Origin of the sequence: Actinomyces sp. zg328 (genome assembly GCF_009829635.1) — a bacterium.
GTDB classification, from domain to species: domain Bacteria; phylum Actinomycetota; class Actinomycetes; order Actinomycetales; family Actinomycetaceae; genus Actinomyces; species Actinomyces marmotae.
This window is the reverse complement of record NZ_VWPE01000020.1, coordinates 1-15,024: the sequence shown is the minus strand read 5'-3', so window position 1 is coordinate 15,024 and position 15,024 is coordinate 1. Positions and strand designations below refer to the sequence as shown.

General features: G+C 71.6%; 12 protein-coding genes and 1 pseudogene. 3 read left to right on the top strand and 10 right to left on the bottom strand.

All coding sequences use genetic code 11. The annotated features are described in order from the left end of the window. Window positions 1-37 precede the first annotated feature (37 nt). The 6 genes from mltG to GVV75_RS08425 form a co-directional block, all read right to left on the bottom strand. Window positions 38-1,264, bottom strand: a complete 1,227-nt coding sequence (gene mltG / locus GVV75_RS08450; RefSeq protein ID WP_159523830.1) for an endolytic transglycosylase MltG — start codon at window positions 1,262-1,264, stop codon at window positions 38-40. Continuing rightward, window positions 1,261-1,737: a Holliday junction resolvase RuvX gene (ruvX, locus tag GVV75_RS08445; protein WP_159523832.1), complete on the bottom strand. Its 477-nt coding sequence runs from the start codon at window positions 1,735-1,737 to the stop codon at window positions 1,261-1,263. The genes mltG and ruvX overlap by 4 nt, the downstream gene beginning before the upstream one ends. Before the next feature lie 14 nt (window positions 1,738-1,751). Continuing rightward, on the bottom strand, window positions 1,752-4,466 hold the full coding sequence (alaS, locus tag GVV75_RS08440; RefSeq protein ID WP_159523834.1) for an alanine--tRNA ligase: 2,715 nt from the start codon (window positions 4,464-4,466) through the stop codon (window positions 1,752-1,754). Between the two features lie 217 nt (window positions 4,467-4,683). Then, window positions 4,684-5,307, bottom strand: coding sequence for a 30S ribosomal protein S4 (gene rpsD / locus GVV75_RS08435; protein WP_159523836.1), 624 nt, complete (start codon window positions 5,305-5,307; stop codon window positions 4,684-4,686). A 191-nt stretch (window positions 5,308-5,498) separates the two neighbouring features. Next, window positions 5,499-6,329, bottom strand: coding sequence for a sulfite exporter TauE/SafE family protein (locus GVV75_RS08430; RefSeq protein WP_159814325.1), 831 nt, complete (start codon window positions 6,327-6,329; stop codon window positions 5,499-5,501). Next, on the bottom strand, window positions 6,326-7,720 hold the full coding sequence (locus GVV75_RS08425; protein ID WP_159814323.1) for a replication-associated recombination protein A: 1,395 nt from the start codon (window positions 7,718-7,720) through the stop codon (window positions 6,326-6,328). Before GVV75_RS08425 ends, GVV75_RS08430 begins: the two co-directional genes overlap by 4 nt. A 73-nt stretch (window positions 7,721-7,793) precedes the next feature. Between GVV75_RS08425 and GVV75_RS08420 the strand changes: the two genes are divergently transcribed. After that, on the top strand, window positions 7,794-10,205 hold the full coding sequence (locus tag GVV75_RS08420) for an MMPL family transporter (protein WP_159814321.1): 2,412 nt from the start codon (window positions 7,794-7,796) through the stop codon (window positions 10,203-10,205). A gap of 43 nt (window positions 10,206-10,248) precedes the next feature. Here the strand turns inward: GVV75_RS08420 and GVV75_RS08415 are convergent, their stop codons facing one another. Further along, window positions 10,249-10,866 (bottom strand): L-threonylcarbamoyladenylate synthase, encoded by a 618-nt coding sequence (locus GVV75_RS08415; RefSeq protein ID WP_159523844.1) that lies wholly within the window; start codon window positions 10,864-10,866, stop codon window positions 10,249-10,251. Between the two features lie 115 nt (window positions 10,867-10,981). Here GVV75_RS08415 and GVV75_RS08410 point away from each other — a divergent pair, with 115 nt between their 5' ends. Together GVV75_RS08410 and GVV75_RS08405 are read left to right on the top strand one after the other, a co-directional pair. Beyond that, on the top strand, window positions 10,982-11,296 hold the full coding sequence (locus GVV75_RS08410; RefSeq protein ID WP_159625229.1) for an ArsR/SmtB family transcription factor: 315 nt from the start codon (window positions 10,982-10,984) through the stop codon (window positions 11,294-11,296). Then, the gene (locus GVV75_RS08405) at window positions 11,280-11,603 is read left to right on the top strand and encodes a hypothetical protein (protein ID WP_159523848.1); all 324 of its coding nucleotides are present in this window, start codon (window positions 11,280-11,282) and stop codon (window positions 11,601-11,603) included. Before GVV75_RS08410 ends, GVV75_RS08405 begins: the two co-directional genes overlap by 17 nt. Before the next feature lie 93 nt (window positions 11,604-11,696). On the opposite strand, the gene aspS is transcribed toward GVV75_RS08405, so the two are convergent. The 3 genes and pseudogenes from aspS to GVV75_RS08390 form a co-directional block, all read right to left on the bottom strand. Then, a complete protein-coding gene (aspS, locus tag GVV75_RS08400; RefSeq protein WP_159625227.1) occupies window positions 11,697-13,472 on the bottom strand; it encodes an aspartate--tRNA ligase in 1,776 nt (591 codons plus the stop codon). Window positions 13,473-13,575: 103 nt separating this feature from the next. Continuing rightward, window positions 13,576-14,376, bottom strand: a complete 801-nt coding sequence (locus tag GVV75_RS08395; protein WP_175994033.1) for a DNA-directed RNA polymerase II — start codon at window positions 14,374-14,376, stop codon at window positions 13,576-13,578. Between the two features lie 11 nt (window positions 14,377-14,387). Beyond that, window positions 14,388-15,024: pseudogene (locus GVV75_RS08390) on the bottom strand (hypothetical protein); the annotation flags it as partial.

Sequence of the window (15,024 nt, the reverse complement as noted above, 5' to 3'; positions counted from 1 at the left end):
TCCTCATGCCCGCCCAGCGCCCACCTGGTGGCCCGGCTCAGCGGGCCGAAGCCGGCTTCGGGGTGGCGGTGGCGGAGCTGCCGTTGCACACATCCGGGTTGGCCTGGCAGAAGGCGGTGAGTTTCTTGGTGTTCTCATCCTGCTCTTGCTTCGTCTTGGCGAAGAGCGTCTCCCCAGTGTTGAGGTCAACGGTGACGAAGTAGAGCCAGCCGCCCTCCTCCGGACTGGCGACGGCCTTGAGGGCCGCCTCGCCGGGGCTGCCGATCGGGGTCGGGGGCAGGCCCGTGTTCCGGTAGGTGTTGTAGGGGTTGGAGGCGTCGGCGACCTCTTCCTTGGAGGGCACGCCGCCGGTGCGCCCGAGCCCGTAGAGGATGGTGGAGTCCATCTCAAGCCGGCCGCCGGTCTCGGCGTCGGTCTGCGTCAGGCGGTTCTCCACGACGCGGGCGACCTTCCTGAAGTTCTTCTGGCTTCCGGCCTCCCTCTCGACGATGGAGGCCTTGATGAGGGCGTCCTCGTACGTCGCGGGATCGAAGCCCAGCTTTTGGAGGCGAGCGGCCGTGGCGGTGACCATCCTGGCGAAGACCTGCGTGACGGTCTCGCCCTCCTTAAGGTCGTACGTGCCCGGGGCGAGCCAGCCCTCGACGTTCCCCTTCGCAACCTCGGGCAAGCCGATGCCCTTGAGATCCTTGTAGGCGGCGTCAACGTCTTCCGCGCTAACCCGCATGACGCTCATGACCTTCTCCTTGACCTGGTCCTTGGTGAATCCCTCGGGGATGGTCAGGGAGTGGTCGGCTCGGGAGGCCGGGTCGAGCAGGGCGGCCACGGCGGAAGCTCCGGACATCTTCTCCTTGAGCGTGTAGGTGCCGGGCTGGATGTTGGCAGACTCCGAGTTGGCCTTGAACGCGTCGATGAAGGCCTTCGGGGACGCGACGACGTCGTTCTTGTACAGCAGATCGGCGATGATCTGGCCCGAGGCGCCTTGGGGGATCTCTACGACCACCGAGCCCTCGCCCTCACCCGGGTAGTCCGTCGCGGCGGAGTTCTGCGCGTGAACTCCGTGCAGCACCCCGTATCCCCAGTAGGCGCCCGCGCCCGCGCCGGCCACGACAACGCTGAGGATAAGCGCGGTGAGCACACGACGGCGGAAGCGGCGCCTCTTGCGCGCCTTCTCGCGCCGGGCCTTGCCGCGCCTGGACGGTGGCTCGGCAGCCAGCGGGTCATCGGAGGTGATGCCGATCTGCTCGAAGAGGTCGTCCTGGCTCATCGCGAATCTCTCCTGGTCGGGGTGACGGTCTCACCGATCGGCGAGCCCGTGGAACGCTCGGCCTCCAGGGCCTGGTTGAGGATGACCACGGCGGCCGCCTGGTCGACGACGCCCCGGAAATCCTTCTCATGGCGCCCGCTGGCGTGGAGCGCCTGATGCGCCGACACCGTGGAGAGCCGCTCGTCGACGAGCCTGACCATCACAGGCGAGATGGCCCGCGCGAGAGCGCTCGCCCAGTCCCTCGCGTCACGCGTGGACGGGGTCCGCTTGCCCCCAAGGGAGACGGGCAAGCCCACAATAGCCTCAATGGCCCCGTGCTCGGCGACCAGTTCGGCCGCCTCATCAATGTCGCCGCCGTAACGATCCCGCTTGAGCGTGACCACCGGAATGGCCAGGATCGCCTCGGCGTCGCACCTGGCGACCCCGATCCTGGCCTTGCCGACGTCGAACGCCAGGCGGACTCCGCTGCGCATGGCTCCCCCTGGGCTCAGGCGCCCAGGGCCTGGGTGATGGCGGTCATCGCCTCGGGGATGGCGGCGACGTTCTGGCCACCGCCCTGGGCGAGGTCCGGCTTGCCGCCGCCTCCGCCACCGAGGGCCTTGGCGGCCGCCTTGACGAGGTCCCCCGCCCTGGCGCCGGCGTCACGGGCGGCGGCGTTGGTGGCCACAACGATGACGGGGCGCTCACCTGACACCCCGGCGGCCACGATCACCGTCGGCTCCGCCTCACCGAGGCGCTCGCGGGCGTCGAGGACGAGGGAGCGCAGGAGGTCGGCGTTGGACACCGCGCCGAGGTCGGCGGCGGCCAGGCGATAGGCGCCCACGCGCCGCGCACCGTTGATCACCTCGGCGGCCCGGGCCGCCATCGCGGCCTGCTCGGCGGCGGCCAGGCGCTTCTCGGCGTCCTTGAGGCGGCCCATGAGGGACTCGATGCGCTCGGGCAACTCCTCGGGACGCCCGCCGATCATGGTGGACAACTGGGAGACGAGCGCGTGCTCCTTGGCCTGGAATCCGTACGCACCATCCCCCACGAGGGCGTCGATGCGCCGCACGCCCGAGCCGATGGAGGACTCGCCCAGGATGGCGATGCGCCCGATGCGCCCGGTGGTGGGCACATGGGTGCCGCCGCACAGTTCGCGGTCGAAGTTGTCGCCGATGGTGACGACGCGGACCTCGGCGCCGTACTTCTCACCGAACAGGGCGATGGCGCCGGAGGCCTTGGCGTCCTCAAGGCTCATGGTCTCAGTGCGGACCAGGAGGTCCTCGGCGAGCTTCTCGTTGACGAGGGCCTCGATGTCATTGACCTGCCCGGTGGTCAGCGCCGTGTTGTGGGAGAAGTCGAAGCGCAGCCGGGAGGGCGAGTTCTCCGACCCGGCCTGCTCGGAGTCCGGGGCGACGGTGCGGCGCAGCCCGGCGTACACCATGTGGGTGGAGGTGTGGGCCCGGGCGATGGCCAGCCGCCGCTCGGCGTCGATCTCGGCGTAGGCCCTCTCCCCCACGGCGATGGTGCCCTCGGTGAGGGTGCCCCGGTGGACGAACAGGCCGCGGATGGGGGCCTGGACGTCGCCGACCTCAACGATGCCGCCACCGGCCAGGCGGATGACGCCGTGGTCGGCGAGCTGGCCGCCCATCTCGGCGTAGAAGGGGGTGCGGTCCAGGACCACCTCGACCTGCGCCGGGGCGGTGGCCACCACCTCGGGCCGGCCGTCGAGCAGGAGACCGGCGACGGTGGCCTCGGCGGAGGCCTCGGTGTAGCCGAGGAACTCCGATCCCCCTCCCATGGAGCGCTCGATGTCCTGGAAGAGGCGGACGTCGATGTGCCCGGTCTTCTTGGCGCGGGCGTCGGCGCGGGCGCGCTCCTTCTGCTCATCCATGAGCGAGCGGAAGGCGGCCTCATCGACATCGACGCCCTGCTCGGCGGCCATTTCCAGGGTCAGGTCGATGGGGAAGCCGTAGGTGTCGTGCAACTCGAAGGCGTCCTGCCCGCTCACCAGGGGCCGCGCGCCGGCCGTGGACGCTCGCTCGCGGGCCCGTCCGACGGCGGTGTCCAGGATGGTGGTTCCGGAGGTGAGGGTGCGGCGGAAGGCTTCCTCCTCGCCGTAGGCGACCTCCGAGATGGTCCCCCAGCGCTCCTCGAGCTCGGGGTAGGACAGCCTCATGACGTCCTTGGAGGCCGTCAGGAGGGTGGGCAGGGAGGCCTCGTCGACGCCGAGCAGGCGCATGGAGCGCACGGCGCGGCGGATGAGCCGGCGCAGGACATAACCACGGCCGTCGTTGCCGGGGCGCACGCCATCGCCGATGAGCATGAGGGCGCTGCGGACGTGGTCGGCCACAACACGCATGCGCACGTCGTCCAGGTAGGCCGCCCCGGCCTCCGGGCCGGCGGCTCCCCGGCCGTAAGCGCGCCCGCTCATCGCCTCAGCGGCGGCGATGACGGGGTAGACCTCGTCGATCTCGTACATGTTGGGCTTGTCCTGGAGGAGGAAGGCGATGCGCTCCAGCCCGGCGCCGGTGTCGATGGCGGTGGAGTCGAGCTCGCCGACAAGCTCGAAGTCATGACCCTCGCCCTCCCCACGGACGAACTCGTCGAAGACGAGGTTCCAGATCTCCAGGAAGCGGTCGCCGGCGGTGTCCGCCTCGGGGCCGCCGTCGGGGCCGTAGGCCGGGCCGCGGTCGTAGTGGATCTCGCAGCAGGCGCCGGCGGGGCCGGGCTGGCCCGTGGACCAGGAGATCTCCGCGAAGGGGAGTTTCTGCACGTGGAGGGGGTCAACGCCGATGGTCTTGGTGAGGTAATCCCAGGAGACCTCGTCCTTCTCCCAGATGGTCATCCACAGGCGGTCGCCGTCCAGGCCGTACCCCCCGGCGCTCGTAGGCGTGGTCAACAGCTCCCAGGCGTACTGGATCGCCCCCTCCTTGAAGTAGTCGCCGAAGGAGAAGTTGCCGTTCATCTGGAAGAACGTGCCGTGGCGAGTGGTTCGGCCGACGTTGTCGATGTCGTTGGTGCGGATGCACTTCTGCACGCTGGCGGCCCTGGGCCAGGGCGCCGGCTCGGTGCCCAGGATGTAGGGGATGAAGGGAACCATGCCCGCCACGGTGAACAGGATGGACGGGTCGGGCGAGATGAGGGGCACCGACGGCCGGATCTCGTGATCCTTGGAGGCGAAGAAGTCGAGCCAGCGGGAGCGGATCTCGGAGGTGCGCATAGGGGTCCTCGTGCTCGGGGGTGATCGGTGCCCCCGCGGGTAGGTGGAGCGGGGACGTGGTTGGTTCCGGCCTGACCGGCCCGGGCCCTTCGGCCGAGGGCGGTCGGAGGACCGGGTTGTGCCCAGGAGCGAGCCTACCCCTGGAACGCGGGGTGCCCCGCACCGGCAGTCCGGCGCGGGGCACCCCGCACTGGGCGGGCCAGCGGGCCCGATCGGCTCAGCGGGAGTAGTACTCGACGACCATCTGAACGTCGCAGGTCACCGGGACCTCGTCACGCTTGGGGCGGCGCACCAGGGTGGCGGAGAGCTTCTCGAGGTCCACCTTGAGGTACTCCGGGACAGTCGGGAGGACGTCACGGTGCACGCCGGCGGCGGCGGCCTGGAAGGGCACCATGACCTGGGAGCGGCTGCGGACCTGGATGGTCTGGCCGGGGCGCACGCGGTAGGAGGGCCGGTCCACGACCTTGCCGTCGACGACGATGTGGCGGTGCACGACGGCCTGGCGGGCCTGGGCGATCGTGCGGGCGATGCCGGCGCGCAGGACGAGGGCGTCCAGGCGCATCTCGAGCAACTCGACGAGGGACTCACCGGTCAGGCCCTTCTCGCGGCGGGCCTCCTCGAAGACGCGCTGGAGCTGAGCCTCGCGGATGCCGTACTGGGCGCGCAGGCGCTGCTTCTCCTTGAGGCGGACGGCGTAGTCAGACTCGGTGCGGCGGCGGGCGCGGCCGTGCTCGCCGGGGCCGTAGGGGCGCTTCTCGAAGTAGCGCACGGCCTTGGGGGTCAGCGGGATGCCGAGGGCGCGCGAGAGGCGCACCTGGCGGCGGGATCGGGAGGAGCTCATGCTCGTCTCTTCTTCCTGTCGGAGTGATCGCACGCCACGGGCGGGTGCTCGCGGCGCGGGGTCAGCCACGTGAGCGGGCCAGGACCCCAGGGGGTGCCGCGCACGGTACGCGCCCGCGCGACGGCGACCCAGGAACACTAGCGGTTGGCGCTCGCCGCGGCGAGCCATGACCGGCCCGTGTGACCGGTTCCTCAGGCTCCGCCGCGCTCCTGGCCCCCGGTGCGGTCCGCCTGCCGGCGCAGGCGCTCCTTGAGCAGCATGGTGAGCATGACGCACACGAGGAAGATGTTGAACAGGACGGTTCCGGCCGTGGGGCTCAGGGCGGCGGCCGCCCGGGCGCCCAGGGGTGCGGACACGACGGCTGCCGCGCCGACGAGCAGGCCCACGCGCAGGTCCACCACGGAGTGACGCAGGTTCGACCAGGTGCCGACCATCGCGGTGGGGATCATGATGAGCAGGGAGGTTCCGCGAGCCAGGAGGTCGCCGACGCCGACGACGAGCTGCAAGCCGGGCACGATGACACCGCCGCCTCCTACGCCGACCAGGCCGGCCAGGATCCCCGCCACCAGCCCGACGGCGACCAGGCCGATGGCGCCCACCGGGTCGAGGACGAGCGCGGCCTCGCGCACGGGAGAGCGCAACTGCTGGGAGATGATGACGCTGAGGGTGAATCCGACGAAGACCCACGGCAGGACCGCGCGGGGCAGGCGCCGCAGCAGCCATGTCCCCAGTCGCGCCCCGGCCAGTGAGCCCACGCTCACGATGGCGAAGGCCTCAAGGGAGACCTGGCCGCACTGGGCGTAGGAGACAGTGCCGACGGCGGCGGTGACGACGATGGCGGCCAGTGAGGTGGCGGCCGCGCGACGCTGGTCCATGTGCAGGACACTCATGAGCGCGGGCACGATGACGAGGCCGCCGCCGACGCCGAACAGGCCGGCGAGGAACCCGGACGCCAGGCCCGTGGCGAGCACGAGCAGCGCGACGCGCGCGGGCGGGCGGGCGGCGGGCACGCGGGCGCTCATCGGCCAGGCCCGTCGTCGCCGAGGATGCGGCGCACGGCCTCAAGGCGGGTCGCGATCTGCTTCTCGAAGCCGTTGCCCGTGGGCTCGTAGTAGCGCCTCCCGTCGAGATCGTCAGGCAGGTACTGCTGGGCGACGACGGCGTGCGGGAAGTCGTGGGGGTAGCGGTAGCCCTCGCCGTGCCCGAGCCCGGAGGCGCCCGCGTAGTGCGCGTCGCGCAAGTGGGCGGGCACGGCGCTGCCCTTGCCGGCGCGCACGTCCGCGATGGCGGAGTCGATGGCGGTGATGACCGCGTTGGACTTCGGCGCGGTGGCCACGGCGAGCGCCGCCTCGGCGAGGACGATGCGGGCCTCGGGCATCCCGATCATGGCGACCGCCTGCTGCGCCGCCACCGCGGTGGCCAGGACCCCGGGATCGGCCAGCCCGACGTCCTCCGCCGCGTGGATGACGATGCGCCGGGCGATGAAGCGCGGGTCCTCCCCCGCGGCGATCATGCGGGCCAGGTAGTGCAGGGCGGCGTCGGGATCCGATCCGCGCATGGACTTGATGAAGGCGCTGGTCACGTCGTAGTGCTGGTCGCCGGCGCGGTCGTAGCGCACGGCGGCGATGTCGGCGGCGCGCTCGACGTCGGCCAGCCCCACCACCGGCGGCCCACCATCCTCGGGGGCGCCGGCGCCCGGCGGCCGGGCCGCGAGGACGGCGCCGGCGGCCGCCTCAAGCACGGTGAGCGACTTGCGCGCGTCCGATCCGGCCATGCGCACGATCTGCTCCCGCGCGTCGTCGTCGAGCGCCACCGCCCCCGCGAGCCCCCGCTCATCGGTGACCGCCCGGGACACCAGGGCGCGGATGTCATGGGGCCCGAGCGGGTGGAGGGTCAGCAGCAGCGACCGGGACAGCAGCGGTGAGACCACGGAGAACGAGGGATTCTCAGTGGTGGCCGCCACGAGGGTCACCCATCGGTTCTCCACGCTGGGCAGCAGGGCGTCCTGCTGGGACTTGGAGAAGCGGTGGACCTCGTCGATGAAGAGCACCGTCTCCTCCCCCGAGGCCGCCAGGCGCCTCCTAGCATCGGCGACCACGGCGCGCACGTCCTTGACGCCGGCGGTGACCGCGGAGAGCTCGACGAAGCGCCGGCCAGAGCCGCGCGCCACGAGGTAGGCGAGCGTGGTCTTGCCCGTTCCCGGGGGGCCCCAGAGGATGACGCTCGACACGCCCGCGCCACCCGAGCCACCGGCCGGCTCGACGAGCCGGCGCAGCGGGGAGCCCGGACCGAGCAAGTGCCCCTGGCCCAGAACCTCGTTGAGATCGCGCGGCCTCATGCGCACGGCGAGCGGCGCGCGCGCGTCGGAGGGCAGGCCCGCCTCATCGGTGCCGGCAGCGTCGAACAGGTCCACGGGGTGACCCTATCCTCATCCGGGCCCCGCCCCCGGGCGCGCGAGCCGGTTCCATCGGTGGAACAATGCCGCCATGCTCTCCTGGCTCGCCCGCCGCATAGTCAAGGACGCCTGGTTCGTCGTCGCGACCTGGGCCGTCATCGCCTTCGTGCTGCTCACCCCCGCGCTCGGCGGTGCCGGCATCGATGGGCTCTTCAACCGCCTCGGACCCACCAAGACCTCCATCGACGGTTCCCAGAGCGCTCAGGGCCAGTCCATCTACTCCGCGCTCCAGGGCGACGGGGTGGCGGTCACTCTGCAGGTGAGGGGCCTCGACCTCGACACCCAGATCGACGCGGTCGCGACCGCCCTGGCACCGGTCCACGCCGACCTCAACGACCTCGTCGGCGAAGTGAACGTGGCCGACCCGTTCGTCGTGCCGGACCCCCTGGGGAACAAGGGGGTCCAGGCCTTCATCGCCCAGGACCACAGTGGCTTCCTGATGTTCGTGACCGTCAACCCCAACGGCCGCGAGATCGCCTCCCCCGATGACACCGCCTACGCCCGCAAACTCCAGCGCGATGTCCAACGCGTCACGGACCGTCTGCGCCGCGTGCCCGACGACCTGCGCCAGATCGCGCCGGGGGTCAGCGGCATCGTCACCACGGACGCCCTCGTGTCGGAGGCGGTCAACGACCAGGCCGCGGCCGATCTCGCGCGCGGGGAGGCCCTCGCCCTGCCCGCGGCGCTCATCCTCATGGTCCTGGTCTTCGGGGGCTTCCTCGTGGCGGGCATGCCGCTGCTCGGCGGGATCACCTCGATCGTCTCGAGCCTGGGCGTGCTCTGGCTCGCGAGCCTCATGGTGGATCTGGGAGGGCTGGAGGTCACGGTCATCACGATGATCGGCCTGGGCCTGTCGATCAACAACGCCCTGCTCATGACCGTCCGCTTCCGCGAGGAGCTCGGACTCGGGCGCGCCGATCCGCGGGCGACCGCGCCCCCCGCCGCCCGCAGCCGACGGCGCCGCACCGGGCGCCGCGACCCGCTCATCGCCGAGGCCATGGAGCGCACGATGCTCACGGCCGGGCGAACGGTGCTCGTGACCACCGCAGCGGTGGCGCTGCCGCTGGCGGCGCTGGTGTCCGTGGGCGCCCCCTCACTGCGGGTGACGGCGATCGCGGGGGCGGTCGTCGTGGCGCTGGCCGCACTGTCGGCGATCACGCTCGTCCCCGCCGCGCTCGTCCTGCTCCACGGATTCATGTCCAGGCCCCCATTGCTCAGCCGGGTGCCGGTGCTGCGCGCCCTCGTCCACCCGGTCGACGGCTCCTCCCGCGACGACGGCGCCTTCGCGGCGCTCGCGCGCGGGGCGCAGGCCCGCCCCTGGCCGGTCCTGGCAGCCTGTGCGGCCCTCCTGGCACTGCTGGCGTGGCCGCTGGCGCACTTGCACCCACTGGTCTCCGATCGCGAGCTCCTCCCCCCTAATGCCGACCAGCGGGTGTACCAGCGCGTCCTGGAGGAGCAGTACCCCAACCTCGCCGCCACCGATGCCGTGCTCATCATGCAGGCCACCGGGGATTCCGCGAAGTCGTTCATCGACGAGCAGGTGGCCCACGCGCCCGGGGTGTCCAGCGTGACGCAGACCAAGGCGGGCCAGTACACGGTGGCCTACCTCAGTTTGGAGGGCTCAGCATCATCGCTTTCCGCCGAGAGGGCCGTCGCGGCGGTCCGCGCGCTCAACCCGCCGGCGGACACATGGGTGACCGGCAAGGCGGCGACGCAGGTGGACTTCCGCTCCGCCCTCGTGGGCGCGCTGCCGATCATGATCGTCATCGGCATGGGCGCGGCCATGCTCCTCATGCTCCTCATGACGGGATCGCTCATCATCCCGTTGCTGGCGCTCCTGACCACGGCCCTGTCCCTGGCGGCCTCCCTGGGCGCGGCGACCCTCCTGATCCAGGACGGCCACCTGGCGGGCGCCCTGGGTGTGACGCCGATCGGCGGCGTGGAGGGCTACGCCGTCGCCACGGCGCTCGCCCTGGGGGCCGGGCTCGCCATGAGCCGGGAGCTCATCGTCCTGACGCGCATGAGGGACCGCAGGGCGCGCGGTGAGCGGGGCGACGCCGTGGTCGCGGCCGGCCTGCAGGGCACCGGGAGGATCCTCTCGGTGGCCGGAGCGGTCCTCCTGGTGGTCCTCGTCAGCTTCACCACCGGCAGGCTCATCGCGATCAAGGAGGTGAGCCTCATCCTGGCGCTCATGGTCGTCATCGACGCGGTGATCGTGCGCCTCCTCCTGTTCCCCGCGGCGATGAGCCTGCTGGGCCCGCGCGCCTGGTGGGCTCCGCCCTCCCTGCGGCGCTGGGCGGGCGTCAGGGCGGGCGGCGGCTCGTGGGCGCCGGAGCAGAGCGCTGACGCCCACGAGACCGAGGGCGCCGGGGCGACCGGGGATGCTCGAGAGCCCGGCGCCTGCGATGAGTCAGGGGCCGCCGAGTCAGGGGCCGCCGAGTAGGACGACGGCGCGGGAGCCGTCGCGGGGCGATTCGGCGCCCGCGTCAGATGAGGCCGGGGTCTCCCGAGCCCTGGCGCACGACCTCGGGGACATCCGACGTGAGGTCCACGACCGTCGTCGGCTCGACCGAGGCGACCTCGCCCTCGATGACGACGTCGATGAGGTGCCCGAGGCCCTCCTCGACCTCCCAGCCGTGCGACTCGGGAACGGTCCTGCCCGGCCGGATGAGGGTGGAGGAGAGGATCGGCGCGCCGAACTCGGCGACGAGGGCCTGGGCCACGGGGTGGTCGGGGATGCGCACGCCCAAGGTGTGCTTCTTGGCGTGGAGGGTCATCCGGGGCACCTCCTTGGTGCCCTTGAGGATGAAGGTCCAGGGGCCGGGGGTGAGCCGCTTGATAAGGCGGAACGCGTTGTTGCCGACGATCGCCAACGGGCCGACCTGGGCGAAGTCGGCGCACACGAAGGTGAAGTTGTGCTTGTCATCGAGCTGGCGGATGGCGCGGATCCGGTCCAGGCCCTCCTTGTTGCCGGGCGCGCAGGCCAGGGCGTAGCCGGAGTCGGTCGGATAGGCGACGAGGGCGCCGGAGCGGAGCCGCTCAACGACCTTCGTGATGAGACGGGCCTGGGGGTTGACCGGGTGCAACTCGATGTAGCGCGACATGTGACCATTGTGCTCCTCCCCCATCCGATCCGGGGCGGATCCGGGCGGGAGGAGCCGACGAAGCATCGCATGAATCGAATTGCATATACGCGCGGGTTGATATAAAATTCCTCGTATGCGGCAGGTTGTGGTGCTTGAGGAGGACTCAGCGGTCATCCGTCTGTTCAAGGCGCTGGCGAATCCCGTTCGGGCCACGATCATCCATCGCCTGACCCAGGGCAGCGCAGATGTCACCGAGCTCGTCGAGCTCACCGGCGTCTCCCAGCCCCTCGTCTCCCACCACCTGCGAGTCCTTCGCGAGGCGCATCTCGTCGAGGCGCGGCGCGACGGCAGGCGGCAGAGCTACTCGATCATCGATGAGCACGTCGCCCACATCGTTCTCGACGCCATCAAGCACACCAAGGAGCATGACCATGACTGCCACCATTGAGCACCGTCCCGCTGAGGCCCACAACCACACCCACGGCCCCGACTGCGGCCACCTCGCCGTCATCCACGGGGACCACGTCGACTACATCCACGACGGCCACGCCCACCGCGAGGACGGCGGCCACTACGACGAGTGCGCCGCGTGCCAGTGCGAGCACTGCTCGGATGCCTGCGCCGTGTGCGAGTGCGCGGACTGCGCCTGCCCCACCTGCAACCACAACACCTGCCAGTGCGAGCACTGCTCGGACTCCTGCTCCTCGTGCGCCTGCGCGGACTGCGCCTGCCCCACCTGCGCCCACGCGGCCTGAGGACGGCTTCTCGCCCACCGCATGTCAAACCGCGGCGGGCGGCGCGAATTCGCGCCGCCCGCCGCGGTTCTCCGCGTGGGGATCCTCCTCAGGTCAGTCCTTGTCGCCGGGGACGGCGTCGACACCGGCCTCCTTGCGCTGCTCTGCGGTAATCGGCGCGGGGGCCTCGGTCAGGGGGTCGTAGCCGCCCCCGGACTTGGGGAAGGCGATGACATCGCGGATCGACTCGGCCTTGGTGAGCAGGGAGACGATGCGGTCCCAGCCGAAGGCGATACCGCCGTGCGGCGGGGCGCCGAACTTGAACGCGTCGAGCAGGAAGCCGAACTTCTCGTGGGCCTCCGCCTCCCCGATGCCCATGACCTTGAAGACCCGCTCCTGGACGTCGGGGCGGTGGATACGGATGGACCCGCCGCCGATCTCGTTGCCGTTGCACACGATGTCATAGGCGTAGGCCAGGGCGTTGCCCGGGTCGGTGTCGAAGGTGTCGAGGCACTCAGGCTTGGGCGAGGTGAAGGCGTGGTGGACGGCGGTCCAGGCCGAGGCGCCCAGCGCGACATCACCCTCGGCGCGGGCCTCCGCGCTCGGCTTGAACAGCGGGGCATCGACGACCCACACGAAGGACCAGGCGTCGGGATCGATGAGCCCGCAGCGCTTGCCGATCTCGACGCGGGCGGCGCCCAGGAGCGCGCGCGAGGAGTCGACGGGGCCGGCGGCGAAGAAGATGCAGTCACCGGGGGCCGCGCCGGCGGCCCGGGCGAGGCCGGCGCGCTCGGCGTCGGTGATGTTCTTGGCGACGGGCCCGCCGAGCTCGCCGTCATCGCCCACGGTGACGTAGGCCAGGCCCTTGGCGCCGCGCTGCTTGGCCCAGTCCTGCCAGGCGTCGAAGGTGCGGCGCGACTGGGAGGCGCCCCCGGGCATGACGACGGCGCCCACGTAGGGGTTCTGGAACACGCGGAAGGTGGTGTCCTTGAAGTAGTCGGTGAGCTCGACGAGTTCAAGGCCGAAGCGGAGGTCGGGCTTGTCGGTGCCGTAGCGCTCCATGGCATCGGCGTAGGTCATGTGCGGGATGGGGGTGGCCAGCTCGTGGCCGATGAGGGCCCACACCTCCTTGAGCACGTCCTCCGCGACCTCCATGACATCGCCCTGCTCGACGAAGGACATCTCAATGTCGAGCTGGGTGAACTCGGGCTGGCGGTCCGCCCGGAAGTCCTCGTCGCGGTAGCAGCGGGCGATCTGGTAGTAGCGCTCCATGCCGGCCACCATGAGCAGCTGCTTGAACAGCTGGGGGGACTGCGGCAGGGCGTACCAGGAGCCGGGGGCCAGGCGGGCGGGTACCAGGAAGTCGCGGGCGCCCTCGGGCGTGGAGCGGGTGAGCGTGGGGGTCTCGATCTCGACGAAGTCATGGCGGGCCAGGACTGCGCGCGCGGCCTGGGACACCTTCGAGCGCAGGCGGATGGCGCGCTGCATGGGCGTGCGGCGCAGGTCGAGGTACCGGTGCTTCAGGCGCGCCTCCTCACCGACCTGCCCGGCGTCCTCGGCGTGGTCGGAGACCTGGAAGGGCAGGGGGGCGGCGGCGTTGAGGACCTCGACGTCGGTGACGACGACCTCGATCTCACCGGTGGGGAGGTTGGGGTTGGCATTGCCCTCGGGGCGGGCGCTCACTTCGCCTGTGACGGCCAGGACGTACTCGGCGCGCAGGTCGTGGGCGATGTCCTCGCGGATGACGACCTGGGCGATGCCCGAGGCATCGCGCAGGTCGATGAAGGCGACGCCCCCATGGTCCCGGCGGCGGTCCACCCATCCGGCGAGGGTGACCGTGGTGCCGATGTCGGAGGCGCGCAGTGAGCCCGCGGTGTGGGTTCGCAGCATGGAACTGGGTTCCTTCCCATTCGGGGCACTGAGACCGGTGCCCGTCGGGGCGCACCGCGAGACGGGCGGGCGCCGGGGGCAAGCCTACCCAGCCGGCGGGGCGTCAGTACTCAGGGATGGCGGAGTCGTTGCGACGGCGCTGCCTGGCCAGGATCCAGCGGTTGGTCCCCACGGTGGCGGCGAGGATGACCAGGAGGACGGACAGGCCCAGGACGCAGGCCCCCACCACGGGGAAGGAATCCTCCTTGACCTCGACCGGCGAGGTGTCGCCGGGGTCGCCGGGGTCGCTGCTCGGCTCGGCGATGGCTGGCGCGGTCGTCCCGGGGGCCCCGGTGGGGCTGCTCGTGGCCCCGGGGCTGTGGGACTCTCCTGGTGAGGCGGACGCCGCCGGCGCGGTGGGGGCCTCACCGCCGATCACGGTGACGGCGCCGACCGTGAAGTACGGGCTCTTGTTGGTGTAGTCCGCGGTGCGGACCGTGGAGGTCGGCACGTCCGGGCCGCCGATGACGCGGAACCGCAGCCAGTGGGTGCCCGGCGGGACGTAGGCGGGGAGCTCGAAGGCGCCGGAGTACGTGCCGTCTGGCTGGACGGTGAACTGGGCGACCGCGCCTCCCGACGGCGAGCCGGTGCTCGCGGCGGGGCTCTGCTCGGGCCCGACGGCGCCGTCGTCGATGAGTATCTGCACGATGGCCCCGGGTGGGAATCCGGAGAGGGTGTAACTCAGCGAACCGCCCGAGGCGATCGTCGAGGGGCTGACGGTCGATGCCGTGCCTGTGGTTGATTCTCCGCCGATGAAGTCCGCGGCAGCCGCCGGAGGGGCGGTGGTGGCGCCCACGGCCGCGGCCGCGCCCAGGGAGAGCATCACCGCCAGTGCGACGGCGCTCCCCAGGCGAGGCCTTCCCATTCGCCCTGTGCTCACTGGACTGGGCGCCTCGCGCGCGGACGGGCCAGGAACATGTAGGCGGCCGCGCCCGCGGTGAGGATCCCGGCGGCGCTGATGAGCATCCAGTCGTCACCGCCGAGGACGGCCTCCTTGACCGGGGCTCCGTTCGCCTTGTCCATGAGATCGGTGTTGACCGTGTCCGTGCGGGCGATCTCCAACTGGACCCATCCCAGGAGCTGGGAATCGCGGCCCGCGATCGCAAGCTTGTGGGATCCGGCGTCGATGTTGGAGATGTCAACCTTGACGGAGTTGGAGTGGTCGACCTGGACCCACCCGGCGCTCTTGCCACCCGGGTAGAGGAAGACCGCGACCCAGTCGCCCTCCTTCGCCTTGTCCTTCGGCAGAACGAGGCTGACGCGGTCGCCCTGGCGCCCGCCGGACAGGGAGCCGGCGTTGTCGGCGGTCAACTGGCTGCCGTCGGCCACGGGGCTGCGGGGCGGGTCCGAGGGCTTGGGCTCAGTGGGCTGAGCGGACGGGCTCGCGCTCGGCGAGGCCTCGGGCTGCGCGGGGGCGGGCTCCTGCCCGGGCGCGGCGGGCAGGGTGGCGGTGATGGTGGGCGGCGCCACGGGGGCCGCAGGCTCGGCCGCGGGCCCCTCCGGGCGGGCGCCC